Annotated in this window: 20 protein-coding genes; 12 read left to right on the top strand and 8 right to left on the bottom strand. The window is 65.3% G+C overall.

Translation table 11 applies throughout. The features are described 5' to 3' along the window. Window positions 1-71 precede the first annotated feature (71 nt). Window positions 72-1,769, top strand: coding sequence for a YbaL family putative K(+) efflux transporter (ybaL, locus tag NQ204_RS12410; protein ID WP_116864277.1), 1,698 nt, complete (start codon window positions 72-74; stop codon window positions 1,767-1,769). A 537-nt stretch (window positions 1,770-2,306) separates the two neighbouring features. Here ybaL and NQ204_RS12415 read toward each other — a convergent pair. Continuing rightward, window positions 2,307-3,593 (bottom strand): O-acetylhomoserine aminocarboxypropyltransferase/cysteine synthase family protein, encoded by a 1,287-nt coding sequence (locus tag NQ204_RS12415; protein WP_256644003.1) that lies wholly within the window; start codon window positions 3,591-3,593, stop codon window positions 2,307-2,309. Window positions 3,594-3,684: 91 nt separating this feature from the next. Further along, window positions 3,685-4,248, bottom strand: coding sequence for a hypothetical protein (locus NQ204_RS12420; protein ID WP_256644004.1), 564 nt, complete (start codon window positions 4,246-4,248; stop codon window positions 3,685-3,687). A gap of 240 nt (window positions 4,249-4,488) precedes the next feature. Between NQ204_RS12420 and NQ204_RS12425 the strand changes: the two genes are divergently transcribed. From NQ204_RS12425 to NQ204_RS12450, 6 genes are all read left to right on the top strand, one after another. After that, the gene (locus NQ204_RS12425) at window positions 4,489-5,178 is read left to right on the top strand and encodes a hypothetical protein (protein ID WP_256644005.1); all 690 of its coding nucleotides are present in this window, start codon (window positions 4,489-4,491) and stop codon (window positions 5,176-5,178) included. Then, entirely contained in the window at window positions 5,175-6,422 is a 1,248-nt protein-coding gene (locus tag NQ204_RS12430) for a Tle-like phospholipase domain-containing protein (RefSeq protein WP_256644006.1), read from the top strand. The genes NQ204_RS12425 and NQ204_RS12430 overlap by 4 nt, the downstream gene beginning before the upstream one ends. A gap of 18 nt (window positions 6,423-6,440) precedes the next feature. Then, complete coding sequence (locus NQ204_RS12435) at window positions 6,441-6,821, top strand: hypothetical protein (protein ID WP_256644007.1); 381 nt, start codon at window positions 6,441-6,443, stop codon at window positions 6,819-6,821. A 151-nt stretch (window positions 6,822-6,972) separates the two neighbouring features. Further along, entirely contained in the window at window positions 6,973-7,623 is a 651-nt protein-coding gene (locus NQ204_RS12440) for a hypothetical protein (RefSeq protein ID WP_116864283.1), read from the top strand. After that, window positions 7,624-8,859 (top strand): Tle-like phospholipase domain-containing protein, encoded by a 1,236-nt coding sequence (locus NQ204_RS12445; RefSeq protein ID WP_256644008.1) that lies wholly within the window; start codon window positions 7,624-7,626, stop codon window positions 8,857-8,859. A gap of 18 nt (window positions 8,860-8,877) precedes the next feature. Then, window positions 8,878-9,453 (top strand): relaxation protein, encoded by a 576-nt coding sequence (locus tag NQ204_RS12450; protein WP_256644009.1) that lies wholly within the window; start codon window positions 8,878-8,880, stop codon window positions 9,451-9,453. 21 nt (window positions 9,454-9,474) lie between these two features. Here NQ204_RS12450 and clpB read toward each other — a convergent pair whose 3' ends face one another. Together clpB and NQ204_RS12460 are read right to left on the bottom strand one after the other, a co-directional pair. After that, on the bottom strand, window positions 9,475-12,060 hold the full coding sequence (clpB, locus tag NQ204_RS12455; protein WP_256644010.1) for an ATP-dependent chaperone ClpB: 2,586 nt from the start codon (window positions 12,058-12,060) through the stop codon (window positions 9,475-9,477). A 172-nt stretch (window positions 12,061-12,232) separates the two neighbouring features. Continuing rightward, window positions 12,233-13,054, bottom strand: a complete 822-nt coding sequence (locus tag NQ204_RS12460) for a DUF3014 domain-containing protein (RefSeq protein WP_256644011.1) — start codon at window positions 13,052-13,054, stop codon at window positions 12,233-12,235. Between the two features lie 166 nt (window positions 13,055-13,220). Here NQ204_RS12460 and NQ204_RS12465 point away from each other — a divergent pair, with 166 nt between their 5' ends. Beyond that, window positions 13,221-13,931, top strand: coding sequence for a glutathione S-transferase (locus tag NQ204_RS12465; RefSeq protein ID WP_116865316.1), 711 nt, complete (start codon window positions 13,221-13,223; stop codon window positions 13,929-13,931). A 26-nt stretch (window positions 13,932-13,957) separates the two neighbouring features. On the opposite strand, the gene NQ204_RS12470 is transcribed toward NQ204_RS12465, so the two are convergent. The 4 genes from NQ204_RS12470 to NQ204_RS12485 all read right to left on the bottom strand — a co-directional run bounded on the left by NQ204_RS12470 (window position 13,958) and on the right by NQ204_RS12485 (window position 19,314). After that, complete coding sequence (locus NQ204_RS12470; protein ID WP_256644012.1) at window positions 13,958-15,565, bottom strand: SulP family inorganic anion transporter; 1,608 nt, start codon at window positions 15,563-15,565, stop codon at window positions 13,958-13,960. A gap of 549 nt (window positions 15,566-16,114) precedes the next feature. Continuing rightward, on the bottom strand, window positions 16,115-17,833 hold the full coding sequence (locus tag NQ204_RS12475; protein WP_256644013.1) for a thiamine pyrophosphate-dependent enzyme: 1,719 nt from the start codon (window positions 17,831-17,833) through the stop codon (window positions 16,115-16,117). A gap of 110 nt (window positions 17,834-17,943) precedes the next feature. Beyond that, on the bottom strand, window positions 17,944-18,801 hold the full coding sequence (locus NQ204_RS12480; protein ID WP_116863582.1) for an XAC2610-related protein: 858 nt from the start codon (window positions 18,799-18,801) through the stop codon (window positions 17,944-17,946). 36 nt (window positions 18,802-18,837) lie between these two features. Continuing rightward, window positions 18,838-19,314 (bottom strand): DUF3574 domain-containing protein, encoded by a 477-nt coding sequence (locus NQ204_RS12485; protein ID WP_256644014.1) that lies wholly within the window; start codon window positions 19,312-19,314, stop codon window positions 18,838-18,840. 244 nt (window positions 19,315-19,558) lie between these two features. Between NQ204_RS12485 and NQ204_RS12490 the strand changes: the two genes are divergently transcribed. The 4 genes from NQ204_RS12490 to otsA all read left to right on the top strand — a co-directional run bounded on the left by NQ204_RS12490 (window position 19,559) and on the right by otsA (window position 26,155). Beyond that, window positions 19,559-21,991 carry a TonB-dependent receptor plug domain-containing protein gene (locus NQ204_RS12490; protein WP_256644015.1) on the top strand — a complete coding sequence of 811 codons (2,433 nt, stop codon included), beginning with the start codon at window positions 19,559-19,561 and terminating at the stop codon, window positions 21,989-21,991. A gap of 223 nt (window positions 21,992-22,214) precedes the next feature. Beyond that, window positions 22,215-22,973 (top strand): trehalose-phosphatase, encoded by a 759-nt coding sequence (gene otsB, locus NQ204_RS12495; protein ID WP_256644016.1) that lies wholly within the window; start codon window positions 22,215-22,217, stop codon window positions 22,971-22,973. Window positions 22,974-23,012: 39 nt separating this feature from the next. Further along, the gene (locus tag NQ204_RS12500) at window positions 23,013-24,794 is read left to right on the top strand and encodes a glycoside hydrolase family 15 protein (RefSeq protein ID WP_116863581.1); all 1,782 of its coding nucleotides are present in this window, start codon (window positions 23,013-23,015) and stop codon (window positions 24,792-24,794) included. Next, window positions 24,791-26,155, top strand: coding sequence for an alpha,alpha-trehalose-phosphate synthase (UDP-forming) (gene otsA / locus NQ204_RS12505; protein ID WP_079222928.1), 1,365 nt, complete (start codon window positions 24,791-24,793; stop codon window positions 26,153-26,155). Before NQ204_RS12500 ends, otsA begins: the two co-directional genes overlap by 4 nt. Window positions 26,156-26,242 lie beyond the last annotated feature (87 nt).

Raw genomic sequence — 26,242 nt, forward strand, 5'->3', positions numbered from 1 at the left:
CATTTTCGGTTTGCCGTATCTGGCGTCATCGGTGAAAATCGGGGCATCCCCCCGATTTCCTGCGAGTGCCGATGCACCATGACACCGACCTGATCAACATCGTAGCCGTTGGTCTGGGGCTCGCCTTCATCTTCGGCGCGCTGGCCAACAAGCTGCGCTTGTCTCCTCTGGTCGGGTACCTGGTGGCTGGCATCTGCGTCGGCCCGTTCACCCCCGGCTTCGTCGCCGACCAGGCGCTGGCCAACCAGCTGGCCGAACTGGGCGTGATGCTGCTGATGTTCGGCGTCGGCCTGCACTTCTCGCTGAAGGACCTGATGGCGGTGAAGGCCATCGCCATCCCCGGCGCCATCGGCCAGATCGCCGTGGCCACCCTGCTGGGCTGGGGGGTGGCCTGGCTGATGGGCTGGCCGGCCCTGCATGGGGTCATCTTCGGTTTCTCGCTGGCCACCGCCAGTACCGTGGTGCTGCTGCGGGCGATGGAAGAACGCCGCCTGCTGGAAACCCTGCGCGGCAAGATCGCGGTGGGCTGGCTGATCGTCGAGGACCTGGCCTGCGTCCTTGCACTGGTGATGATGCCGGTGCTGGCCGGCGTGTTCGGCCCCGATGCCGCCAAGGAAACCCACACCCTCGGCAGCGTGCTGGCCGACATCGGCTGGACCTTCGTGCAGCTGGGCCTGTTCGTGGCGGTGATGCTGGTGGTCGGCCGCCGGGTCATTCCGTGGATCCTGGAGCGAATCGCCGGCACCGGTTCGCGCGAGCTGTTCACCCTCTCGGTGCTGGCCATTGCGCTGGGCGTGGCGTTCGGCTCGGCCATGCTGTTCGGCGTGTCCTTCGCGCTGGGCGCGTTCTTCGCCGGCATGCTGCTCAACGAATCCGAACTGAGCCACAAGGCCGCTACCGATTCGCTGCCGCTGCGCGATGCGTTCGCGGTGCTGTTCTTCGTCTCGGTCGGCATGCTGTTCGACCCCAACATCATCGTGCAGCACCCGTGGCAGGTGCTGGCGACGGTGGCCATCATCATGTTCGGCAAGTCGGCGGCAGCGTTCTTCATCGTGCGCGCCTTCGGCCACCCGACCAGCACGGCGCTGACCATCTCGGCCAGCCTGGCGCAGATCGGCGAATTCGCCTTCATCATCGCCGGCCTCGGCGTCGCCCTGCAGATCCTGCCCAAGGAGGGCCAGTCGCTGGTGCTGGCCGGTGCGCTGGTGTCGATCATGCTGAACCCGCTGGTGTTCGGCCTGCTGGACCGCTGGCAGGCCAAGCAGGAGAAGTCGCCACAGGCGGCCGAGCCCGAAGAGGCCACCGGCCCCTCCCGCGACCTGCATGGCCACGCCATCGTGATCGGCTACGGCCGCGTGGGCAGCGAGCTGGCGCAGGTGTTGCGCGACCGTGGCGTGCCGGTGCTGGTGATCGATGACAACAAGGAACACGTCGAGCAGGCGCATGCCAAGGGCCTGGCGGCGATCCGCGGCAGCGCGGCGGCCGACCGGGTGCTGGCCGAGGCCCATCCGGAGCGGGCGAAGATCGCGGTGCTGGCCATTCCGCAGCCGCTGGAAGCCGGTGAGGCGCTGGCCAAGCTGCGGGCGATCAACCCGGACCTGACCCTGCTGGCGCGGGCGCACAGCGATGCGGAGGTGAAGCATCTGCTGGAACACGGTGCCGATGGCACGGTGATGGCCGAGCGTGAGCTGGCCTATTCGCTGGCGGAGATGATCATGTCGACGCCGCCGTACCGGAACCTGGGGCAGCACAGCATTCCGGTGGTGTAATGGGTGGGGCGTGGCAGGGCTTGCAGCCCTGCACCTGCTGAATCAACGTCAACTTCAACGTCAAAAGCTGACTGTCCGTGGGATGGCGGGGTGGGTCCGGTGGCAGGGGACGCCGTAAACCCATCCATGGGGGCTTGGTCGCGGCATCCATGCCGCTCACACCCCTGCCACCGGACCCACCCCGCCTTCGACACTTTCCTGCGTCTGTTGGAAATGCTGATGTTGGGAATTCGGTGGGTGCCGACCGTTGGTCGGCACGGGGTCGGATCCCGTTGCTGCGTAACGGGCTCTGATTTGGTTCTGCTCTGGTAGGTGTCGACCTTGGTCGACACGGTAGATCCACGCCATGCGTGGATGATGTTCATCCACGCATGGCGTGGATCTACTACAAAAAAATCCCCGGCGGGCCCGCACCCGCCGGGGATTTGTCTTGCTGGGACTGCCAGTTCTGCCACGCCTTGGAGAGGCAGTTCCACCGTAACCCATCCTGCCCTGCGTGGTGATCGCCGCTGGCGATGACGACCAAGCCTGCAGCTATCAGGCCGCCGCCAGCGCCTGCTCCAGGTCGGCGCGCAGGTCGCCGATGTGTTCGATACCGATCGACAGCCGCACGGTGTCCTCGCCGACGCCGGCACGGGCCAGTTCGTCGGCGTCCAGTTGGCGGTGCGTGGTCGAGGCCGGATGCGTAGCCAGCGATTTTGCGTCGCCCAGGTTCACCAGCCGGGTGAACAACTTCAGTGCATCCAGGAAGCGCGCGCCGGCCTCACGCCCACCGGGCAGGCCGAAGGTCAGCACCCCGGAGCCGTGCCCACCCAGGTAGCGCTGCGCGGCGGCATGTTCGGGGTCGTCGGCCAGGCCGGCATAACGCACCCACGCTACCTTGGCGTGCGCCTGCAGGTACTGCGCCACCGCAAGTGCGTTGGCACTGATCCGCTCCATGCGCAGGGCCAGGGTTTCAATGCCCTGCAGAATCAGGAACGCATTGAACGGCGACAGCGCTGCACCCGTGTTGCGCAGCGGCACCACCCGCGCACGGCCGATGTACGCCGCTGGACCGAGCGCTTCGGTGTAGACCACGCCGTGGTAGCTGGGGTCGGGTTCGTTCAAACGGGCGAAGCGCTTGCGCTGCGCGACCCAGTCGAAGCGTCCCGAGTCGACGATCGCCCCGCCCAGGCTGGTGCCGTGGCCGCCGAGGTACTTGGTCAGCGAATGCACCACGATGTCGGCACCATGCTCGAACGGGCGCAGCAGGAACGGCGTGGCCACGGTGTTGTCGACGATCAGCGGCACACCGGCGGTATGCGCCACCTCGGCGATGGCGGCGATGTCAGTGACATTCCCGCGCGGGTTGCCGATGGACTCGACGAACACGGCCTTGGTGCGTTCGTCGATGAGCGCGGCGAACGCAGCGGGGTCCGCCGGATCGGCAAAGCGCGCACTGATGCCGTACTGCGGCAGGGTGTGCGCCAGCAGGTTGAGGCTGCCGCCGTACAGCGCGCTGGCCGCTACGATGTTGTCCCCGGCCTCGGCGATGGTCTGGATGGCATAGGTGATGGCCGCCTGTCCCGAGGCCAGGGCCAACGCACCGATGCCGCCTTCCAGCGCGGCCAGGCGCTGTTCCAGAACGTCGGTGGTGGGGTTCATGATGCGTGTGTAGATGTTGCCCGGCACCCTCAGGTCGAACAGGTCCGCGCCGTGCTGGGTGTCATCGAAGGCGTAGGCCACGGTCTGGTAGATCGGCACCGCCACCGCACGCGTGGTCGGGTCGGGACGATAGCCGCCGTGCACGGCCAGGGTTTCCAGTTGCCACTGCGGGTCACTCATCGCACCTGACTCCATCCGGGAAACGGCCACCATAGGGCAGCCGTGTCGCGCGGGTCAGACCCACTGGCAATCAGACCCTTACTGCGGGTTATCAGCGGCCGTCGCCCGGGCACGCAGGCCCCTCGCCACCACCGCACACCATCACGCCACTGAGCCACTTCACCCAGGTCACCACGTCAGCTTCCTTCACCTCGGTGCGGAACGATTTCTGCACGGTGTAGAAGCCCTCCTTGCCCTGGATGCCCTTGATCCAGGAGGTTTCAGGCTTGCCTGTGGCGGGGTTGAGCGGGCAACTGAGCATCAGCACCGCCATCGGACGGCCGTGTTCTTCCCCATCACGCAGCCAGTTCGCCTGTGAATCCGGGCAGACCCCGCGCCAGCCGGCTTCCATGGTGCCCAGGAACTCTCGCGGCGAAACCCAAGCGGAATTTGGCGCGATGTTGACGGTGACCATGTCGGTCCACGCTTCCACCGTCTGTCCCTCGGGCACGAACTCGGTGATGTCGCCGGTTTTCGGATCGGATGCCTCGAAAGCTTTGACGTAGCCATCGAACTTTGGCATCAGCACCTGCTGGCTGCTGGCCGCCATCGCAGTAGCGGAGGCCAGGCTGACGCCCAAGGCAAGACACAACGGGACCGCGCGGAACTTCTTCATGGAACTCCTTCTCCTGGTAAGCGATAACTGCGTGGGACGCGCACAGCATGAAGCATGTCTGGAATGTTCGCCGAGCCGTATGCGACAACGCGTGAGTGTCTGTGACGTATTCGCACGACAAGCGTCTTGCCCGAAATCAGTTACAACGTTAAAAGTGAGATTTTCGTCACTCAATTGAGTGTAGACGTGTATTGATTTGAATTCCGCCCATCCGCAGCCGTATCGTAGAAGCATTCAAGGATGCTGGGTCGATTGATGATGGATCGGTTGATGATGGGACTCAAAAGGCAGCCGGCCAGGTCACGGGTGGTTTCCCATGCGCTCCGCCCCCTGTTGCTGGCATTGCTGCCGCTGCTGGCGGCATGTGGGAGCAAGGAGCGCGGGCCGCCGCCCTACGAGGCCAATCCTTCGCCCAAGGAAGCGTATGAGGTCGTCATCACGACGCATGATGCGCCCGAAGAAATGTTCATCACCGCGACGTCCGTGGACTTTGAGATTGCAGACGAAGCTTGCCTCCCGCCTATCGACAACGTCGAGGGCGTGAGATATGGGCTCGAGAAGTACTCGCTTCCCATCCAGCTAACTCGACTGGATTCCACAACATTTGCAGGGGTGTATTACCGCGACGGATTGAGGGTCGCGAACTATTTTGGGCGGGGCGATTGCAAGTGGAAGTTCACAGGCATCAACGCGAATCTGAGATTGCCCTCTACCGGCAGGCTCATCTACTTTTCAATCGGCGCCACTCCGGAGACGGGTGCGCAGACAAGATTCGCAGAAAAGTCGATTAAGCCGGTATTCGATGATGGGCAGGCACACCCAGCGGCAGCTTTCTCGCAAGAGCGATTCGAGCGTGAAATCCCGACATCTGATAAGGACAATTTTTTCTCGTACACCATCTCGATCAATACAAGGAAGTATGAAAAATGAGCAAATCAGCAAGCGCCGATCTGGCAATGGCTGTCTATGACCCACCGCCGCGCAAGGCCGACGGAACGCCAGGAACGGTGAAGGCGGGCAAGGATGGGCAAGAGCGATACGAGGTCGTCAGGCAGGTTGATATGCCCAACGGCTACCAGGGATACATTTACAGGAACATGGACACTGGCGATTACGTCGTTGCCCATCGCGGCACCGAATTCGACCGCGAGTTGCTGAAGGATGGCGCGGTCGATCTCGGCATGGTCACTACGCGATTCAACGCTCAAGTGAAGGATGCTTTGGAGCTGACACGACAGGCCAAGGAAATGGCCGAACGAGATGGCACCAAACTCTCAGTGACCGGCCACTCGCTCGGCGCGTGCATGGCCCAAGTCACCGGACATCATTACAACCTCCCGGGCGAAGGATTCAACCCGTATGGCGCGGCCAGCCTGGGCTATCGCATCCCGAGTGGCCAGCCTGCGAATGCGGCCCCCTTCGTCAATCATGTCACTGCCGGTGACTTCGTCAGCGCGGCAGGCAAGCATTACGGCAGCATCGAGATGTATGCCGCGCCTGGAGAGCTCACCCTATTGCGCAATGCGGAGCTTGCTTCCCGCCTGGCCGGCGGACTAGGCAGCACAGGTGGCAACCCCCTGCCAGCACTCGCTCTGACCGATTCGCATCGGATGAAGCATTTTGTAGATCGCGTCGAGAATGGCGTGGAGATCAAGTCTGTGCTGGATGACCCTTCGGCGCGGATCACTGATCCCGAAGATCAGCGAAGGGTCGATGCCTATCGAACAAGTATCCATCAGATGCGCGCCACCGCGACGGTAATTACCCGTGGCTCCCCCGGTCTGGTGCTGGACGCCGTGGACAAGCTCCGTGGCCTGGATGAACCCGGTGCCTACGCCGAGCGCCAGGCGGAGGCAGCAAGGCTCGTTGCGCATCCGTTCAATCCGGCCGAGCAACGGAATGCGCCGGGCTCCCACGGCGGACCGCTACGCGAGCAGCCAGAGTTCCAGACGGCGTCCCCCTTGGGCCAGCGCTTGAACGAAATGCTCAACGCCGACCCCGACCGCTTCAAGGTCCTCAACCAGCAGATGTCCACGCTCAATGCTGGCCAGGTGCTGGACCACCAAGCGCAGTCCCAGGTAAATGCCGAGGACCGGGCGCGCGCGCACAGCCAGGAGCAGGCCGCCCAGCAGGCGGCGCAACAGGAACAGGCAGCCTCTGCCATGCGCCGTTGACCTACCGGAGACACCCTCATGGATGAACGCGAACTGGAAGATCTGATCAGCAAGACCGCCTTGCTGATGGAGCGCTACCAGCGGATGTGCACGGACATGGCCCAGCAGCAATCGCAGCTGTCGGCCGCGTTGAATGGGCTTGCACAATCACTGCCCGCGCAGTTCAAAGCCAGCGCCGATGCTGCCGTGGCTGGGGTGAGCCGGGACAGCACAACGGCTGTCAAACAGGCGTTGCTCGCGCCGGTGAGCGCCTATGAGCAGCAACTGGCGGTAACGGCAAAGGGTGTGGGCCGCAGCACCGAAGCACTGGCTGCGGAAGTCAAGCGCTTGCAGCTCGCGTCGCGCGGCGTCTTTGGAATGTTCGCCGAGCCGTATGCGACAACGCGTGAGTGTTTGTGACGTATTCGCAGGACAAGCGTCTTGCCCGAAATCAGTTACAACGTTAAAAGTGACATTCTCGTCACTTAATTTGGTATGCGAGTCTGCTGGTTTGAAATCTGCCCATTCGCGGCCGTATCGTAGAGACATTTTAAAGATGCGGGATCGGCTGATGATGGAACTCAAAGGGCACCGGATCAGTGCACATGTCCCGTCCCGCGCACGCTGCCCGCTGTTGCTGGCGTTACTGCCGCTGCTGACCGCATGTGGGAGTAAAGAGCGCACGCCGCCTCCCTATGAGGCCAATCCTTCGCCCAAGGAAGCGTATGAGGTCGTCATCACGACGCATGATGCGCCGGAGAGCATCTACGCAACGGGCGCGTACGTGACCTACAAAGTCACAAATGATTGCCTGCCTCCCATCGACAATTTTGAGGGTGTTCGTTACGGGATCGACAAGCACTCGCTCGATATTCCGCTACGGAAAGTCAACCCAACAACATACAAGGGAACGTACTTCCGCGACGGCATCCTCGATCTCGACTACTACGGGAGAGGCCCCTGCGAATGGGAAATAGTCCTGGTCGGCGCGGCACTGAAAGCGGACACCCCCAAGTCTCCCACCTACTTTACGATCTCCACCAGCGTAGACGGCGGGAGTGAGACACGATACTCAAGCAAGAGCATCCAGCCGCTGCTCGGCGAAGGCAGCGCATCTCCGGCAGACAGCATGCCGACGTCCAGGTTCATCAGGACCGTACCGGAAGCTCAGCGCAGCAACTACTTTTCGTACACGATCGCAATCAGTCCAAGGAAGAAATAAATGAGCAAGAACGCCAATGCCGACCTGTCAGACGCAGCTTATTTACCACCTCAGTTTGAAGCCAACGGAGCTCCGAAAGAGATCGATGCTGGTGGAGACAAATTTGTAGCCGTGAAACACCTGGACATGCCCAGCGGCTATCAGGGCACGATCTACAAGAACCTTCAGACCGGCGATTACGTCGTTGCGCATCGCGGCACCGAATTTGACCGCCAACCGCTGATGGACGGCGCAATCGATCTGGGAATGGTCTCCACCCGCTTCAATGGACAGCTCAAGGACGCACTGGAACTCACGCGACAAGCCAAGGAACTGGCTGATCGCGATGGCAGCAACGTCTCCGTCACCGGCCACTCCCTCGGTGGCGCGCTGGCGCAGGTCACCGCGCATCACTACAACCTGCCCGGCGAAGCCTTCAACCCTTACGGCGCCAACAGTCTGGGTTACCGCATTCCAGCAGGCCAGCCCAGCAACGCTGCGCCTTTCACCAATCATGTAATGGCCGGCGATTTCGTCAGTGCGGGAGGCAAGCACTACGGGAATGTCGAGATGTATGCACTGCCCAGCGAACTGAAGACACTACGCAATGTCGAATTCGCTTCCCGTCTGGCGGGTGGAATGGCCACCGAGGTTGCCAAGCCGCTGACGGCAGCCATGCTGGGCGATTCCCATCGCATGAAACACTTCGTCGATCATGTAGAAAATGGAGAACAGGTCAAATCGGTCCTCGAGAACCCAGCGGCTCGCATTACCGATGCTGACGACCAGCGCCGTGTGGATGCCTATCGCACCAGCATCCACCAGATACGCGCCACCACCACGGTGATTGCTCGTGGGTCCCCCGGCCTCGCAGTGGATGCGCTGGATGCAATCCGCGGTCCGGAAGAGTCAGGCGCCTACGGACAACGCCAAATAGCCGCAAGGCAGGCAGCTCCGATGTTCAACCCGGCTGAGCACCGCAATGCCCCCGGTTCCGACGGTGGGCCGATGAGGGAAGACCCCACTTTCCACACTCTGTCGCCATTGGGGAATCGCTTGAACGAAATGCTCAACGCCGCCCCCGGCCGCTTCAAGGTCCTCAACCAGCAGATGTCCACGCTCAATGCCGGCCAGGTGCTGGACCAGCAGGCGCAGTCCCAGGTAAATGCCGAGGACCGGGCGCGCGCGCGCAGCCAGGAACAGGCCGCCCAGCAGGCGGCGCAACAGGAACAGGCAGCCTCTGCCATGCGCCGTTGACCTACCGGAGACACCCTCATGGATGAACGCGAACTGGAAGATCTGATCAGCAAGACCGCCTTGCTGATGGAGCGCTACCAGCGGATGTGCACGGACATGGCCCAGCAGCAATCGCAGCTGTCGGCTGCGTTGAATGGGCTTGCACAATCACTGCCCGCGCAGTTCAAAGCCAGCGCCGATGCTGCCGTGGCTGGGGTGAGCCGGGACAGCACAACGGCCGTCAAACAGGCGTTGCTCGCGCCGGTGAGCGCCTATGAGCAGCAACTGGCGGCATCGGCCAAGGGTGTGGGCCGCAGCACCGAAGCACTGGCTGCGGAAGTCAAGCGCTTGCAGCTCGCGTCGCGCGGCGTCGTCTGGAAGAGCGTGGCCACGGCCGTAACTGCCGTGGCGATCCTTCTCGGGGGTGCCGCGTGGCTGGGCGGTCAATATCGCGCGGAGATCGAGCGCAACCAGATCGAGGCCGCACTGCTGCGTGCCTACAACCGCGCCGACGTGGTGCTGTGCGGAAAGGAACAGCTTTGTGCCAACGTCGACACCCGCAGCAAAGGAGTCGGCGAGGACGGGCGCTACCGACAGATTCGTCCCCGCCCGTAGACGGGGACGAACGCAACCGCATCACGCCTTGGCAAACACCAGGTGGCCGCCGTCGTTGCCGACCTCGATGGTATCGCCGTTGACGAACTCCCCCGAGAGGATCTTCTGCGCCAGCGGGTTCTCCAGCTGCGCCTGGATCGCACGCTTCAGCGGACGTGCGCCGTACACCGGATCGAAACCGACGTTGCCGAGCAGGTCGAACGCTGCATCGGAGACCGCCAGCTTCAAGCCACGCTCGGCCAGGCGCCGCTCCAGGCCACGCATCTGGATGCGCGCGATCTGCTTGATCTGCTGCTTGTCCAGCGGATGGAACACCACGATGTCGTCCAGGCGGTTGATGAACTCCGGACGGAAGTGCGCCTGCACCACGCCCATCACCGCGGCCTTCATCTGCGTGTAGGCCTCCGGGCTGTCATCGCTGCCCATGTCCTGGATCTGGTGCGAGCCCAGGTTGGAGGTCATCACGATGACAGTGTTGCGGAAGTCCACGGTGCGGCCCTGGCCATCGGTCAGGCGGCCATCGTCCAGCACCTGCAGCAGGATGTTGAACACATCCGGGTGCGCCTTCTCCACCTCGTCCAGCAGGATCAGCGAGTACGGGCGACGGCGCACGGCCTCGGTCAGGTAGCCACCTTCCTCGTAGCCCACGTAGCCCGGGGGCGCACCGATCAGGCGGGCGACGCTGTGCTTCTCCATGAATTCGCTCATGTCGATGCGGATCATCGCGTCGGCACTGTCGAACAGGAATTCGGCCAGCGACTTGCACAGCTCGGTCTTGCCCACGCCGGTCGGGCCGAGGAACAGGAACGAGCCACCCGGACGGTTCGGATCGGACAGGCCAGCACGCGAGCGACGCACCGCATCGGAGACGACCTTGATCGCCTCTTCCTGGCCGACCACGCGGTTGTGCAGCACGTCTTCCATGCGCAGCAGCTTGTCGCGCTCGCCTTCCAGCATCTTGTTGACCGGGATGCCGGTCCAGCGCGAAACGACCTCGGCAATCTCCTCGTCAGTAACCTTGTCCTGCACCAGCTTGAAGTCGTTCGCATCCAGTTCCTGCGCAGCAGCCAGCTGCTTTTCCAGCTGCGGCAGCAGGCCGTACTGGATCTCGCTCATGCGGGCGAAATCCTGGCGGCGCTGCGCGGCTTCCAGATCCAGCTTTGCCTGCTCGACCTGTTCCTTGATCCTGGTCGCGCCCTGCAGCGCAGCCTTCTCCGACTTCCAGATTTCATTGAGGTCGGAGAACTCGCGCTCCAGGCCCTCGATCTCATTTTCAAGATCAGCCAGGCGCTGCCGCGAGGCATCATCCTTTTCCTTCTTCAGCATCTCGCGCTGGATCTTCAGCTGGATCACCCGCCGTTCCAGGCGGTCCAGTTCCTCCGGCTTGGAGTCGATCTCCATGCGCAGGCGCGAGGCGGCCTCGTCCATCAGGTCGATGGCCTTGTCCGGCAGCTGGCGGTCGGTGATGTAGCGGTTGGACAGCGTGGCGGCGGCGACGATGGCCGGATCGGTGATTTCGACCCCGTGGTGCACCGCGTACTTTTCCTTCAGGCCACGCAGGATCGCGATGGTGTCCTCCACCGACGGCTCACCCACGAACACCTTCTGGAAGCGGCGCTCCAGTGCAGCGTCCTTTTCGATGTACTTGCGGTACTCGTCCAGCGTGGTGGCACCCACGCAGTGCAGCTCGCCACGGGCCAGCGCCGGCTTGAGCATGTTGCCCGCATCCATCGCGCCATCGGCCTTGCCCGCACCGACCATGGTGTGCAGCTCGTCGATGAACAGGATGATCTGCCCTTCGCTCTTGGCCAGGTCGTTGAGCACGCCCTTCAGGCGCTCTTCGAATTCACCGCGGAACTTGGCGCCGGCGATCAGCGCGCCCATGTCCAGCGACAGCACGCGCTTGCCGCGCAGGCCCTCGGGCACTTCGTCGTTGATGATGCGCTGGGCCAGCCCTTCGACGATGGCGGTCTTGCCCACGCCGGGTTCGCCGATCAGCACCGGGTTGTTCTTGGTGCGGCGCTGCAGGACCTGGATGGTGCGACGGATTTCTTCATCGCGACCGATCACCGGGTCGAGCTTGCCGCTCTCGGCGCGCGCGGTCAGGTCGATGGTGTACTTCTCCAGCGCCTGTCGCTGTTCTTCCGCGTTTTCCGACTGCACGTTCTCTCCGCCACGCAGCTTGTCGATGGCGGTCTGCAGGCGCGCCTTGTCGGCACCGGCGGCGCGCAGCGCCATGCCCAGCGTGCCGCTGTCCTCCAGGGCGGCCAGCACGAACCACTCGCTGGCGATGAAGGCATCGCCGTTCTGCTGGGCCAGCTTGTCGGTGTGGTTGAGCAGGCGCCCGAGGTCATTGCCCATCGACACGTTGCCGGCCTGGCCGGACACCCTCGGCAGCGCATCCAGCGCCTCGGCCAGGCGCTCGCGCAGCACCGGCACGTTCACGCCAGCCTGGGCCAGCAACGGGCGCGTACTGCCGCCCTGCTGGTCCAGCAGCGCGCTGAACAGGTGAACCGGTTCGATGATGCTGTTGTCGCGGCCCACGGCCAGCGACTGTGCGTCGGCCAGCGCCTGCTGGAAACGCGAAGTAAGCTTGTCCATTCGCATGGCGAATCCTCATCGGTCATCAGTGCCGGCCGCGCCGGCGATGCAGGGAAGATGCGGTTGCCCCACCCGGTTTCAAGGGGGGCTGCGACTGCGCATCCGAGCCGTTCAAGCGGTATCCAGCATGACCGATGGGGTGTTGGCGGAGCGTTGATCTGGATCAGATCCCCCCCGGCTAGCGGGTAATGGCCCCGCGGATGGCGCGAAGCTGCTGCTTGACCCGCCTTTGCTGGTCCGCATTCAGCCGCAGCAGGGCCTTCTGCCCCACCGAGCGCGACTGCAGATCCGGATCTACGAAGCGATAGCGGCCTCGCTCATCACGCACCACGGCCGACGGTCGCGCCGGTTCCGGGGTTTCCAGCAGATGGTCGATCACCGCCACCAAGCGGTCGTTGAAATACCCCTGCGGTCGGCCGAGGTCCACGTAGGCCTGCTGGATGAGCGGATAGAAGCGCTTGTACGCCCCAGCTGCTGCCGCCGGATCGAGCGCGGTGAACGCCTGCACGTAGGGCGCATAGCGGGCCGCGTTGCCTGCGGCGATCTGCTCGCCGTTCTCGCCGGCTTCCACCTGCAGGCTGCCGGGCAGCGGCCGCGTGGCCAGCGCAGACGGCGGCACGCTGGTCTTGTCCAGATTGTCCACGTGGGTGACCAGGCGCTGGATAAGGTGGTCACGCATCAACAGGGCGAGTCCGCTTTCGCCTTGGAACAGGCCACTCAGCGCGGCCCACGCTGCGGTGTCGCTGTCTTCCATCTTCGGCAGCGCGGGGTCGGCTGCAGCGTCGGTGTCCAGCGGATGCTGGATGGCGGGTGTCGACGACGCGGGTTCAGCCGTGGGCGCTGCAGGTGGCGCCGCCGTCGAAGGCGCGGCTGCCTGGGTGGGCACCTCCACGCGATCCGCCAGGTCCTGCCACTGGTCGCGGAACAGCCACGCGCCCGCACCGCCTACCACCACCACGCCCAGTACCCAGGGCCACACCGCTTTTCCACTCTTCTGCATGACGCAGTACCTCGCTTTTTTCACGTGCACGACCCGAGTATGACCCCCTTCGTCGCAGGCGGTTCCCCCACTGTTTGGCCTGCGTTGTTCTTTGCATGAACGCCATGCTCACGCTTGCTTTGCGTGCGGCACGCGAGTCTGCATGAAATTCCTCACGGAGATCGACATGCACTACGCGCTGTATTACTGGACCGGCATCCAGGGCCGTGGCGAGTTCGTGCGGCTGGCGCTGGAAGATGCCGGTGCCGCGTACGAGGACATGGCACGCATCCATGGCGATACGGTGATGGAGCCGTTCCTGCGCGGCCAGACCGAGGGCGGCCAACCCTTCGCACCACCGTTCCTGAAAGCCGGGCGCCAGGTGATCGCGCAGGTCGCGGCGATCCTGGATTTCCTCGGCCCCACGCTGGATCTGGTGCCGCATGCCGCTTCACGCCGGATGCAGGCGCTACAGCTGCAGTTGACCATCGCCGACCTGGTGGCGGAAGTACACGACACCCATCATCCGATTGCCGCATCGAAGTATTACGAGGACCAGAAAGCCGAGGCAAAGGCGCGCGCCACGGCGATGCGCAGCGAGCGCTTGCCGAAGTTCCTCGGCTATTTCGAGCAGGTGATCGAGGCCAATGGTGGCCGCCACCCGCTGCGCGAGCATTCCTATGTGGATCTCTCGCTGTTCCAGCTGCTGAGCGGGCTGGATTACATGTTCCCGAAGCGGATGCAGGCCTTGTCGCCCACCCTGCCCCTGCTGCGGGCGCTGCAGGAGCGGGTGTCGAAGCGGCCGAACATCGCCGCTTATCTCGCCTCGGAGCGGCGACTGGCGTTCAACACCAACGGCATTTTCCGCCATTACCCCGAGCTGGATCGCGAGACCTGACGCCGGGCACGGCCCGGCGTATGCGTTCAATGGCCGGCGTCAGCCAACGGCTTCACCGGCTGCTTCTGCAGCGACAGCAGGCCCAGCAGTACGGCCAGCGCCACGTAGGCACCCGCAAACTGCCAGCTGATGATGCGCGCCAGGCCCTGCAGATCCCACGGCAGGTAGATGCCACCGCGCGGGTCGACCGAATGGATCAGGCCGAACAGGGTCAGCGCCGCCGCTACCAACAGGAAGCCGCAGGCGCGGCGCAGGCGGCCATCGACCATCGCCGATACCGTGGCGATCCACAGCATCGAGGTGATGATGAAGCCGTTGCCCAGCGCGAAGATCACCGCCAGTTCCGGCAGACCGTGGCCATCGACGTGGGTCAGCAGCGCGCCCATCTGATCGGCGGGAATCCAGCCCGGCGCCTTGATCGCCAGCAGGTAGGCCGCCGACGGCAGGAAGCCCAGCACCATCGCACCGGCGTGCTGGCGCGGGGTGGCCTGGAAGGCCTGGGTGGTGATGTCGATGGACACGTAGACGATGATCGGCGCCAGCACCGCCAGCGGCAGCCACTGCACCAGCCCGGAGATGATGCCGAGCATGCCGCCGATGCCGACGAACAGGCCGGTCAGCAGCGTGTAGCCGCTGCGTGCGCCCATGTGCTTGTACGCCGGCTGGCCGATGTACGGCGTGGTCTGGGCGACGCCGCCGCAGACACCGGCCACCAGCGTAGCCACCGCTTCCACCAGCAGGATGTCGCGGGTGCGGTAGTCGTCGCCGGCCGCGCGAGCGCTCTCGGACACGTTGATGCCACCGACCACCATCAGCAGGCCAAACGGCAGCAGCAGCGGCAGGTAGGTCATCGCCGTCGGCAGGCCGTCGATGAAGCCAAGCGTGGGCAGCGGCAGCACCACCTGCGGCGGCACCCAGGCCGGCACCTGGAAGCCCGGCACGCCGAGCCCGGCCAGGCCGAGGCCGTAATAGAGGACGGTACCGAACACGAAGGCCAGCAGCACGCCCGGTCCACGAATCGGCAGTTTGCCCTTGGCGATCAGCACGTACAGCAGCAGGCCCAGCGTTGTGAAGCCGACCAGCGGCGAACGCAGGGTTTCCAGCAGCGGCAGCAGGCCCATCAGCACCAGGGCGATGCCGGCGATGGAACCCAGCAGCGCCGCACGCGGCAGCGCGCGGGTTACCGCTTCACCGAAGAAGGACAGGATCAGCTTCAGCACGCCCATGATGACCAGCGCGGCCATGCCCAGCTGCCAGGTGGCGATGGCTGCGGCATGCGGGTCCATGCCCTGCTGCTTGAAGGCGACGAAGGCCGGGCCGAGCACCAGCAGGGCCATGCCGATGCTGGTCGGCGCATCCAGGCCCAGCGGCATGGCGGTGACATCATCGCGGCCGGTGCGCGCGGCCAGGCGGCGCGCCATCAGGGTGTAGAGCAGGTTGCCGACCAGAACACCGAAGGCGGTACCGGGGAACATGCGGCCAAACACCACGTCGGCGGGGAACTGGAACATGCCGATGAGGGCCATGGCGATGAAGCCCAGGATGGACAGGTTGTCGACGACCAGGCCGAAGAAGCCATTGAAGTCGCCGGCGACGAACCAGCGGCGTGCTGTGGCGGGAGCGGGAGCGGACATGGAAGGGGCGGTGGGGGGCGGGGACCGCCGATGGTAGGCCCAGCGGGGCCCGGGCGCCAATTCCGTCGTGGAATGATGGGTTCCAGCCAACGGCGGGGCCCCTCGTGGCTGGGTCTCGAACGGCAAACTCCGGGCCGGGCCGGACGGGATGGGCTGCGCAGGACACGCCGCACACCCGTCCCTGGGGGCTCGATGGCGCCATCCATGGCGCCAACGGTCCTGCGCACCCCATCCCGCCCGGCCCTGACAGTTTCCTGCGCGCGGCAGCCACGGAAGAGAATCAAAAGATCGAAGGCAGGCTCTCGTTGTAGAGCCGAGCCCATGCTCGGCTGCTGTACGCGCGAGTCTTGAGCCGAGCATGGCTCGGCTCTACAGAAGATCACTCCGATCACTCTTTCGATATCCACGCATGGCGTGGCTCTACTGTGCCGACCAACGGTCGGCCCCCACCCTCAACCGGACCCACCCCGCCATCCCACGAATAGCGGGCTCTTGATCTTGCTCTGGCCTCGGCAGGTGCAGGGCGCAGCCCTGCATCAAAACCCACCCTTACTTCTTCAGGAAGTTGTCCACCAGCAGGTGCTTCACATCATCGAAGCGGCCATTCAACACCGCCTTGGCCGCATACAGCGCCGTGCCCGCCACCTGCTTGGCTTCGATCTGCGGCGGCATCACCAGCTCCGCGCGACTGGTGTGCACATCCAGCAGGGCCGGGCCGCGCTGGGCCAGGAAGTCCAGCACCGCTTCCTCCAGGTCCTCGCTGCGGGTCACCGTGCGGCCGTGGAAGCCGATCACCTCGGCCAGGCGACCGAAATCGGGATTCTTCAGGTCGGTGTAGTTGTCCAGCAGGCCCTCCACCTTCTGCTCCAGCTCGACGAAATTCAGCGAGCCGTTGTTGAACACCACCACCTTGATCGGCAGGTTTTCCTGCACCGCGGTCAGCAGGTCGCCCAGCAGCATCGCCAAGCCACCATCGCCGGACAGGGAAATCACCTGCCGGCTGGGGAATGCCTTCTGCAGGCCCAGCGCCTGCGGCATCGCGTTGGCCATCGTGCCGTGCAGCAGGCTGGTCAGGGTGCGGCGGCGGCCGTTCACCCGGATATGGCGCAGTACCCAGACCATCGGCGAGCCACCATCGGCAGTGAACAGCGCATCGTCGCTGGCGTGCTTCGACAGCAGCGCAGTCAGGTGCTGCGGGTGGATCAGCTCGCCTTCGCCCGGCTGTTCTTCCTGCTCGCGCTTCTGCAGCGCCTTGTCGCGGTGGGTGATGCACTCGTCGAGAAAGGTGCTGTCCTCGCGCGGCGGCAGCATCGGCAGCAGCGCGTCCAGGGTCGGTGCGATATCGCCCACCACGCCGAGGTTGACCGGGTGGCGACGGCCCAGGTGGCTGCCATCGCGGTCGACCTGGATGATCGTCGCCTTGTCCGGGTAGAACTGGCCCCAGGCAAAGTCCGCGCCGAGCAGCAGCAGCGTGTCGCACTCCATCAGCGTGTGGAAGCCCGACTCGATGCCGAAGATGCCGGTCATGCCCATGTTGTAGGGGTTGTCCGGCTCGACGAAATCCTTGGCACGCGAGGTGTGCGCCACCGGCGCCTGCAGCCGCCGTGCGAGTTCCAGCAGCTGCGCATGCGCGCCCTGGCAGCCGGCGCCGGCATAGATGCCGATGCGCTTGCCCTGCCCCAGCAGCTCGGCGATGCGCTGCAGCTCCGCATCGGAGGGGCGAAGTACTGGCTGGGCGTAATGCACCGAGAACGGCACATCGTGCTTCACCTCGGCCTCGCTGATGTCCGCCGGCAGGATCACCACCGCCACGCCGCGACGGCTGATCGCAGCCTGGCAGGCCAGCGCCACCACGCGTCGTGCCTGTTCGGGGCTGTGCACCTGCTCGCAGAACACCGTGCAGCTGCCATACACCGCTTTGAAATCCACTTCCTGCGGAAACTCCATGCCCAGTTCGCTGGTGACGATCTGGCTGGCGATCAGCACCATCGGTGCGCGGTTACGGTTGCTTTCGAAGATGCCGTTGATGAAGTGCAGGCCACCGGGCCCGCACGAGCCCGCGCAGGCAGTCAGCTGCCCGCTCACCAGCGAATCGGCACCGGCGGCAAACGCAGCCACCTCTTCGTGGCGCACGTGCACCCATTCGATATCGCTGCGATGCATCGCATCGGTTACGTGGTTCAAGGTATCGCCCACGATGCCGTAACAGCGGCGGACACCCGCCTGCTGGAGGGTGTCGATGACGATCTCTGCAACGCGCTTGGTCATGAGGGCACAGCCGGTTCGGGGGAGAAACCCGAGGCTAGACCCGGCCAGGTGATGCTCCCGTGGGCAAGAAGCCGACCGCCTTGTTGAGCAAACTGCGGACCGGCGACGCGTCAATCGTTGACGTTGATCCAGCCTTCGATCGCGCCGTGCTTGGGGCTGCGGTAGCGCAGCTTCACCCAGCCGTCCTGCTCATCCAGCATCTCCACGCGGTCGCCCTGCACCAGGTAGCGCTTGGTGCTGGCCGCAGCGGGCCGGTCGAACAGGAACAGGCGCTTGGGCACCACCGTGGCCTGCTGGCCGCGCAGCGGTTCGCCAGTGGCGGGCGCGCTCAACCCATCGGCAATGGCACTTTCCAGCACGTGGCCGGATACATCGTGGGTACGCCATACCGCGAGCGGCCCCTGTTCGTCGGCCTGCTCCCACTGCAGGGCGGTATCAAGCGCATCGCCCAGCCGCAGCACGTCTTCGGAGCGATACAGGTACAACTTCGTACCGTCGAACCGATACTGGTCCGTGTACCACATCGGTCCACTGCGGCAGCTGCTGGTCAGGGTGCGGGTGGCGGCGTCGACGGTCAGGCCCATCAGGCCGCCGCAGTTGTCATGCCCGTGGGTTTCGGCCTGCAGCGCGCGGAATCCGCCGCTGGCCGGATCGAGCCGATACACCGCCACCGCTTCGTTGACCATGCCGACCGACGCCCGCGCCACCAGTTCGGCACGCCCGTCGAAATCAACATCCTCGGCCGACAGCCGGGAATTGCCGTCGGCGTCAGGGGCACCCGGCAGGCTCAGCCGTGTGCCCGAGGGCAGAAGCTGCACGTCGATGCTGCCGTCCTCGATTACCTCAGCCTGCACGCGAACGCCGGGCGCTGCCTCGAAGCGCAACGGCGCATCGCTGTCAGCAGCCTGCGCCAGCGGCACCAGCAGACCCGCCAGCAGCATGCCAACCACCGTCTCGCTGTGTTTCATCGTCATTCCCTGCGGCGCCAGGCTGGCGCCTCCAGGTCAGAACGATACGTCAACCGCCTGCCGCGACCACAGCACCGACTGGTGCTTGGTCTGCTGCTTCCACGCCAGGCGGATGGCTTCGATGTCGGCGCGGCGCTGCGGGCTGTCTTCGTGCAGCACCACCAGCACCTTGGTGCGCAGGCGGTTGGGCGAGGCATCGCCGCGGAACAGCCACTGGCCGTAGGCATCAAACACGGTCAGGCCATCGGGGAAGCGCGGGGTCACTTCCTTGTCCAGGAACGCGCGCCATTGCGCCTCGCTGATGGTATCGGCCTGCGGACGGTCGCCGGCACCCTGCTCCCCGCCCACGCCGAAGTACAGCTCGCTGCGCACCCAGCCCGTGCCGTTGGACGGCCGCGCGGCATCGCCCTGCATCTCGGCGGTAGCGGCGTAGGCGCTGGGTGTCTTCGAGGACAGGCTGGCGCAGCCGCTGGTGGCCAGCAGCACGGCAAAGATCAGGCCAAGGTGTTTCATGGGGGACAGCACTCCGGGGAAGGGGAAAAAGCGGATCGAAGGGGCACGGAGGGTACACCTGCGTTTCGGTTGCGGTTGCAACCGATCACTCATGCCACAGGGGCATCAGCTGATGCGATCGGAAACGGGGCTTGCGTCACACCCCCTCCTCACGCCAAGATAATATATCGCTTCATCCGGATGGATGTAAGTGAAACCATCTCTCCCCCCGCCCCTTCCCCACGTCGTAGTTGCTGGAGTCCGCATGTCCCTCCGCCTGTCCGCGTCGCCGCTCGGCCTCGCCATCGCGCTCGCCCTGTCCCCTGCCCTGGCCTCTGCCCAGGATGCAGCCACCAACCTGGACACGGTGATCGTCACCGGTACCCGCGCCGCTGACCGCACCGTGCTCGAATCCACCTCGCCGGTGGACGTGCTCACCGCCGAGGACATCCGCAAGGCCGGCGTGGTCAACGGCGAGCTGGGCAGCGCGCTGCAGGCCCTGCTGCCGTCGTTCAACTTCCCGCGCCAGTCCAACTCCGGCGGTGCCGACCACGTGCGTGCCGCGCAGCTGCGCGGCCTGTCGCCGGACCAGGTGCTGGTGCTGGTGAACGGCAAGCGCCGCCACCACACCGCGCTGGTCAACACCGACAGCAAGATCGGCAAGGGGACCACCCCGGTCGACTTCAACTCGATCCCGGTCAGCGCCATCAAGCGCATCGAAGTGCTGCGTGATGGCGCCGGCGCGCTGTACGGCTCCGATGCGGTGGCCGGCGTCATCAACGTGATCCTGGACAACGGCGGCGACGGCGGCGAGATCGAAGCCAGCTACGGTGCCAACCACACCGATCTCAAGCCGATCGGCCGCACCCTCACCGATGGCCAGACCGGCAACTTCAGCGCCAAGGTCGGCACTTCGCTGGGCGACGATGGCGGTTTCCTGCGCGTGGGCCTGGAATACAAAAAGCGCAACGGCACCAACCGCGCCGGTTTCGACCAGATTCCGCCGTGGGACCAGACCGACGCCAACCTGGCGCTGCAGGGCAAGCGCAATTATGTGCTCGGCGATGGCGCCAGCAAGGACATCAACCTGTGGCTGAACACCGAGATCCCGGTGGGCAAGACCGCCACGTTCTATGCGTTCGGCACCTTCAACCAGCGTGATACCGAAGGCGCGAACTACTTCCGCTACCCCGACAGCGACGCCAACTGGAAGGAGGTGTACCCGAACGGCTACCGCCCGATTTCCGAAGGCGAGAACCGCGACGTGCAGGCCGTGGCAGGCGTGCGCGGCCAGTGGGGCGAATGGAGCTACGACGGCAGCGTGGATTACGGCCAGAACGACTTCACCTACCGCCTGCGCGATTCGATCAACGCTTCGCTGGGCCCGACCAGCCCGACCCGCTTCAAGACCGCTGATTACCAGTACGCACAGACCGTGGGCAACCTCGACCTGAGCCGCGTGTTCTCGCAGAGCGACAGCGTCACCCACACCCTGGGCCTGGGCGCGGAAGTGCGCCATGAGCGCTACCAGACCCGTCCGGGCGACCCGTCCAGCTACGCGGCCGGCCCGTACACCGATCGCCCGACCGGCTCGCAGGCCGGTGGCGGCCTGACCCCGCAGGATGCCGCTTCATTGGCGCGTGACGTGGCCAGTGCCTATGCCAGCCTGGCCAGCCAGTTCGGCGACCACTTCTCCACCGACCTGGCCGCACGCTACGAGCACAGCGACGACTTTGGTGGCGAGCTGACCGGCAAGCTGGGCCTGCGCTACGAGTTCACCCCGGCCTTCGCCCTGCGCGGTGCCATCTCCAACAACTTCCGCGCGCCGTCGCTGGCGCAGATCGGCTACGAATCCACCTCCACCGGCTACAACGCCGCCGGCCAGCTGGTGCAGGGCCGCCTGCTGTCGGTCAACAACCCGATCGCCCGTGGCCTCGGTGCGCAGGACCTGAAGCCGGAGAAGTCGCTGAACACCTCGCTGGGCTTCACCAGCCGCATCGGTGAACACTTCGACCTGTCGCTGGACTTCTTCCAGATCGACATCGACGATCGCATCGCGCTGTCGGAAAGCATCACCGGCGATGCGCTGACCAATTTCGTGGCCGCCAACTACGGCGTTACCGGCCTGCAGAGCGCCAGCTTCTTCGTCAACGCCGCCGACACCCGCACCCGCGGTGCCGAGCTGGTGACCAACTGGCGCCAGGCGCTGGGCGATGGCCAGCTGCTGCTGACCGGCACCTACGCCTACACCAAGACCACGCTGAAGAACGTGCTGGCCACCCCGGCCCAGCTGCAGGCGCTGGACGCGGACTACGTGCTGTTCGGCATCGAAGAAACCAACACGCTGACCGATGCGACCCCGCGTACCCGTGCCAGCCTGTCGGCCGCCTGGAGCAACGACCACTGGTCGCTGAGCAGCCGCGTCAACCGCTACGGCAGTGCCACCCGCGTGTTCAACTTCGGTGATGGCTTCATCCCGCGCCAGACCTACCAGGCCGAATGGCAGCTGGATGCCGAAGTGGAATACCGCTTCAGCAAGCAGTGGAGCGTGGCCATCGGCGGGCAGAACCTGACGGACAACTATCCGGACAAGTCCAACGAGGATATCTACTACTACGGCAACCTGCCGTACGACGTGCTGTCGCCGATCGGCAGTAACGGCGCGTACTACTACGGCCGCGTGCGTTACACGTTCTGACCGCTCTCGGTGGGTGTGAAACCCACCCCTTCTGGTGGGTGCGGACCGTTGGTCCGCCCCACCCTCCGTGCCGACCAACGGTCGGCACCTACTCACCTTTTCTGGTGGGTGCGGAACGACCGGTTGGCAACGGTCGGCCCCACCGGACGATGATCGGCATCCCCGACGAATTGTCGCCTCGCCTCGACCTGCCCTACACGCCGCTGCTGGCAATCTGGTCGGTATGGCTGAACCGCTCCCCCTGCGTCCGCCACCGCCATTGCTGGACGACGCCTGTGCGTTGTTCCTCGATGTCGACGGCACCCTCATAGAATTCGCTGCGCGCCCGGATGCCGTGCAGCTCCTGCCTGATGTGCGTGAAGCCATCGGCCGTATCAGTGACCGCCTCGAAGGCGCGGTCGCCCTCGTCAGTGGCCGCCCACTGGAACAGCTGGACCAGCTGTTCGGCCCCCTGCAACTGCCGGCCGCCGGCCTGCACGGCCACGAACTGCGTGGCGAGGATGGGCGCGTGCTGCGTGAAGAACATGACGACGACACCGCCGAATGGCTGCATGCCCTGCACCAGCAGGCCATGCGCTTCGCGCATGGTTACCCCGGCGTGCTTGTGGAAGAAAAAGGCGCTGGCCTGGCCCTGCACTGGCGGGGTGCGCCGCATGCCGCCAACGAGGTCCGCACGTTCGCCGAACGCCATGCCCGCGGCCGGCCAAGCTATCGGCTGCAGCCCGGAGACCACGTGATTGAATTCGTGCCCGTCGGCACCGACAAGGGCCGCGCCGTGCGCCGGCTGATGCAGTACCTGCCCTTCCGTGGCCGCCTGCCGGTGTTCCTCGGTGATGACCTCACCGATGAGTTCGGGTTCGAGGCCGCCAACGGACAGCACGGCTGGAGCGTGCTGATCGGCGAACGTGAACCCAGCGCGGCGGTGTTCGCGCTGCCTGACATACGCAGCGTGCACGCCTGGCTGCGTGAAAATGCGTATTGACCCGGCCACCCCACGGCCGCAACCGAGATGTACCGCGTGATGACCCAACCCGATCTTGATCTGGGCGTGGTCGGCAACGGCAGCTTCGGCGCCCTGGTCGACAAACATGCCCGCGTTGTCTGGAGCTGCCTGCCCACCTTCGACGGCGACCCCACCTTCTGCGCCCTGCTCGGGCCCAACCAGCAGACCGGCGGCGACTTCGCCATCGAGCTGGAAGACTTCGCCAGCAGCGAACAGGAATACCTGACCAACACCGCGATCCTGCGCACCGTGCTGCATGACAGCCACGGCGGCTCGCTGGAAATCCTCGATTTCGCCCCGCGCTGGCGACAGAACGACCGCTTCTACCGGCCTGTGAGTCTGATCCGCCAGGTACGCCCGCTGACCGGCAGCCCGCGCATCACCGTGCTAGCGCGCCCCTTGGCCGACTGGGGCGCACGCGTGCCCGAATCGACCTGGGGCAGCAACCACGTGCGCTGGATCCTGCCCGAGCACGTGCTGCGGCTGACCACCGACGTGCCCGTGCGCATGGTGCGCGAGGGCCTGCCGTTCGTGCTCAACCACCCCGTCCACCTGATCCTGGGCGTGGATGAATCGCTCAACCGCTCCATCAGCGGCTACGTCCAAGAAGCCTTCCAGCGCACCGCCAATTACTGGCGCGAATGGGTGCGCTACCTGTCCATTCCGCTGGAGTGGCAGGACGCGGTCATCCGCAGCGCGATCACCCTGAAGCTGTGCCAGTACGAGGACAGCGGCGCGATCATCGCGGCGATGACCACGTCCATTCCCGAGGCGCCCGGCAGCGTGCGCAACTGGGATTACCGCTACTGCTGGCTGCGCGATGCGGCCTTCGTGGTGCGTGCGCTGAACCGCCTCGGCGCCACCCGCACGATGGAACAGTTCCTCGGCTACATCTTCAACCTGGCCACCACCGACGGCACGTTGCAGCCGCTGTACGGCATCGGCTTCGAAGCCAAGCTGGACGAGGATGAAGTACCCACGCTGTCCGGCTACCGCGGCATGGGCCCGGTGCGCCGCGGCAACCTGGCCTGGGTACAGCGCCAGCACGATGTCTACGGCAGCGTGGTACTGGCATCGACCCAGCTGTTCTTCGACCGCCGCCTGCAGGATCCGGGCGATGCGCACACCTTCGCGCGCCTGGAACCGCTGGGCGAGCAGGCGTTTGCGCTGCACGACGTGCCCGATGCAGGCCTGTGGGAATTCCGCGGCCGCACCGAAGTGCATACCTACACCAGCGCGATGTGCTGGGCGGCCTGTGACCGCCTGTGCAAGATCGCCGTGCGCCTCAAGCTCGACGACCGCGCGAACTACTGGCGCGAGCGTGCCGACACCATCCACGCACGCATCATGGAAAAAGCGTGGAGCGAAGACCTCGGCCACTTCACCGATACCTTCGACGGCCACCGCCTGGATGCCTCGTTGCTGCTCCTGGCCGACATCGGCTTCATCGATGCGCTGGACGCGCGCTTCATTGCCACCGTCGAAGCCATCGGCCGCGATCTCAAGCACGGCAATTCGCTGTACCGCTACGTGGCGCCGGATGACTTCGGCGAACCGGAAACCAGCTTCACCATCTGCACGTTCTGGTACATCGACGCACTGGCAGCGATCGGTCGCATGGACGAAGCGCGCGAGATGTTCGAGCTGCTGCTGAAGCAGCGCAACCACCTGGGCCTGCTGTCCGAGGATCTGGCCTTCGATGGCGGCGAAGCCTGGGGCAACTTCCCGCAGACCTATTCGCACGTCGGCCTGATCACCGCCGCCATGCGCCTGTCGCGTTCCTGGCAGGAGGCCTCGTGAGCCGTCTGGTGGTTGTCTCCAACCGGGTCGCGGTGCCCGGGGAAAGCCGCGCCGGCGGCCTCGCCGTGGGCCTGCTGGCCGCGCTGAAAGAGCGCGGCGGCATGTGGTTCGGTTGGAGCGGCAAGAACGCGAAGGATGCCAGCGGCACGCTGCACCAGCAGAAGGACGGTGACATCGAGTACGTCACCATGGACCTGGCCAAGCGCGATGTGGATGGCTACTACAACGGCTTCTCCAACCGTACGCTGTGGCCGCTGCTGCACTTCCGGCTGGATCTGGTCGACTACGACCGCGGCACCCGCGAGACCTACCACAAGGTCAATGCGCTGTTCGCCGACAAGCTCGCGCCGCTGCTGCGCGAGGACGATATCGTCTGGATCCACGATTACCACCTGATTCCGTTGGGCGCGATGCTGCGCGAGCGTGGCATCGGCTGCAGGATCGGTTTCTTCCTGCACATCCCGATGCCGTCGGCCGACCTGCTCCAGGCCATGCCCGACCACCTGCGGCTGTTCTCTTCGCTGTACGCCTACGACCTGGTCGGCTTCCAGACCCAGCGCGATGCCGACCGCTTCCAGACCTACCTGCGCCTGTTCGGCGGCGGCCGCGTACTGGAAGATGGCCGGCTGGAAGCCCCGGGCGGGCGCCGTTTCCGCGCGGCCGCCTTCCCGATCGGCATCGATACCGACCTGATTGCCCGCCAGGCCGCCACGGCAGCGACCAAGCCCTCGGTGAAGAACCTGCGCAGCAGCCTGCGTGACCGCCAGCTGGCGATCGGCGTGGACCGCCTGGATTATTCCAAGGGCCTGCCCGAACGCTTCCAGGGCTTCGAGCGCTACCTGGAGCGGCACCCCGACCAGCGCGGCTCGCTGACCTACCTGCAGATCGCCCCGGTGTCGCGTGGCGATGTCACCGAGTACCGGCAGCTGCGCAGCCAGCTGGAACAGATCGCCGGGCACATCAACGGCGGCCATGCCGAGCCCGACTGGACGCCCCTGCGCTACGTCAACCAGAACTTCACCCACGCCACGCTGACCGGTTTCTACCGCGCTGCGGCGGTGGGCCTGGTGACTCCGCTGCGTGATGGCATGAACCTGGTGGCCAAGGAGTACGTCGCCTCGCAGGACCCGGACGATCCTGGCGTGCTGGTGCTGTCATTGCTGGCCGGTGCGGCCGACGAACTGAAGCAGGCGCTGCTGGTGAACCCGCACGACCTGGACGGCGTGGCCGATGCCATCGCCACCGCGGCAACGATGTCGCTGCGCCGCCGCCAGGAACGCTGGCACGCGATGATGGACCACCTGCGGACGTACGACATCAACCACTGGCGCCGCAGCTACCTGGAAGCACTGGAAGGGTAACCGCTCCTGTTCTTGTAGAGTCGGGGGGGGGGGGGGGGGGGGGGGGGGGGGGGGGGGGGGGGGGGGGGGGGGGGGGGGGGGGGGGGG

Source organism: Stenotrophomonas testudinis (assembly GCF_024499815.1).
GTDB lineage: Bacteria > Pseudomonadota > Gammaproteobacteria > Xanthomonadales > Xanthomonadaceae > Stenotrophomonas.

Excerpts from the sequence above, each read along its gene's own strand:
- ybaL (WP_116864277.1), top strand. The coding sequence starts at position 72 with ATGCACCATGACACCGACCTGATCAACATCGTAGCCGTTGGTCTGGGG.
- NQ204_RS12415 (WP_256644003.1), bottom strand. The coding sequence starts at position 3,593 with ATGAGTGACCCGCAGTGGCAACTGGAAACCCTGGCCGTGCACGGCGGC.
- NQ204_RS12420 (WP_256644004.1), bottom strand. The coding sequence starts at position 4,248 with ATGAAGAAGTTCCGCGCGGTCCCGTTGTGTCTTGCCTTGGGCGTCAGC.
- NQ204_RS12425 (WP_256644005.1), top strand. The coding sequence starts at position 4,489 with ATGCTGGGTCGATTGATGATGGATCGGTTGATGATGGGACTCAAAAGG.
- NQ204_RS12430 (WP_256644006.1), top strand. The coding sequence starts at position 5,175 with ATGAGCAAATCAGCAAGCGCCGATCTGGCAATGGCTGTCTATGACCCA.
- NQ204_RS12435 (WP_256644007.1), top strand. The coding sequence starts at position 6,441 with ATGGATGAACGCGAACTGGAAGATCTGATCAGCAAGACCGCCTTGCTG.
- NQ204_RS12440 (WP_116864283.1), top strand. The coding sequence starts at position 6,973 with ATGATGGAACTCAAAGGGCACCGGATCAGTGCACATGTCCCGTCCCGC.
- NQ204_RS12445 (WP_256644008.1), top strand. The coding sequence starts at position 7,624 with ATGAGCAAGAACGCCAATGCCGACCTGTCAGACGCAGCTTATTTACCA.
- NQ204_RS12450 (WP_256644009.1), top strand. The coding sequence starts at position 8,878 with ATGGATGAACGCGAACTGGAAGATCTGATCAGCAAGACCGCCTTGCTG.
- clpB (WP_256644010.1), bottom strand. The coding sequence starts at position 12,060 with ATGCGAATGGACAAGCTTACTTCGCGTTTCCAGCAGGCGCTGGCCGAC.
- NQ204_RS12460 (WP_256644011.1), bottom strand. The coding sequence starts at position 13,054 with ATGCAGAAGAGTGGAAAAGCGGTGTGGCCCTGGGTACTGGGCGTGGTG.
- NQ204_RS12465 (WP_116865316.1), top strand. The coding sequence starts at position 13,221 with ATGCACTACGCGCTGTATTACTGGACCGGCATCCAGGGCCGTGGCGAG.
- NQ204_RS12470 (WP_256644012.1), bottom strand. The coding sequence starts at position 15,565 with ATGTCCGCTCCCGCTCCCGCCACAGCACGCCGCTGGTTCGTCGCCGGC.
- NQ204_RS12475 (WP_256644013.1), bottom strand. The coding sequence starts at position 17,833 with ATGACCAAGCGCGTTGCAGAGATCGTCATCGACACCCTCCAGCAGGCG.
- NQ204_RS12480 (WP_116863582.1), bottom strand. The coding sequence starts at position 18,801 with ATGAAACACAGCGAGACGGTGGTTGGCATGCTGCTGGCGGGTCTGCTG.
- NQ204_RS12485 (WP_256644014.1), bottom strand. The coding sequence starts at position 19,314 with ATGAAACACCTTGGCCTGATCTTTGCCGTGCTGCTGGCCACCAGCGGC.
- NQ204_RS12490 (WP_256644015.1), top strand. The coding sequence starts at position 19,559 with ATGTCCCTCCGCCTGTCCGCGTCGCCGCTCGGCCTCGCCATCGCGCTC.
- otsB (WP_256644016.1), top strand. The coding sequence starts at position 22,215 with ATGGCTGAACCGCTCCCCCTGCGTCCGCCACCGCCATTGCTGGACGAC.
- NQ204_RS12500 (WP_116863581.1), top strand. The coding sequence starts at position 23,013 with ATGACCCAACCCGATCTTGATCTGGGCGTGGTCGGCAACGGCAGCTTC.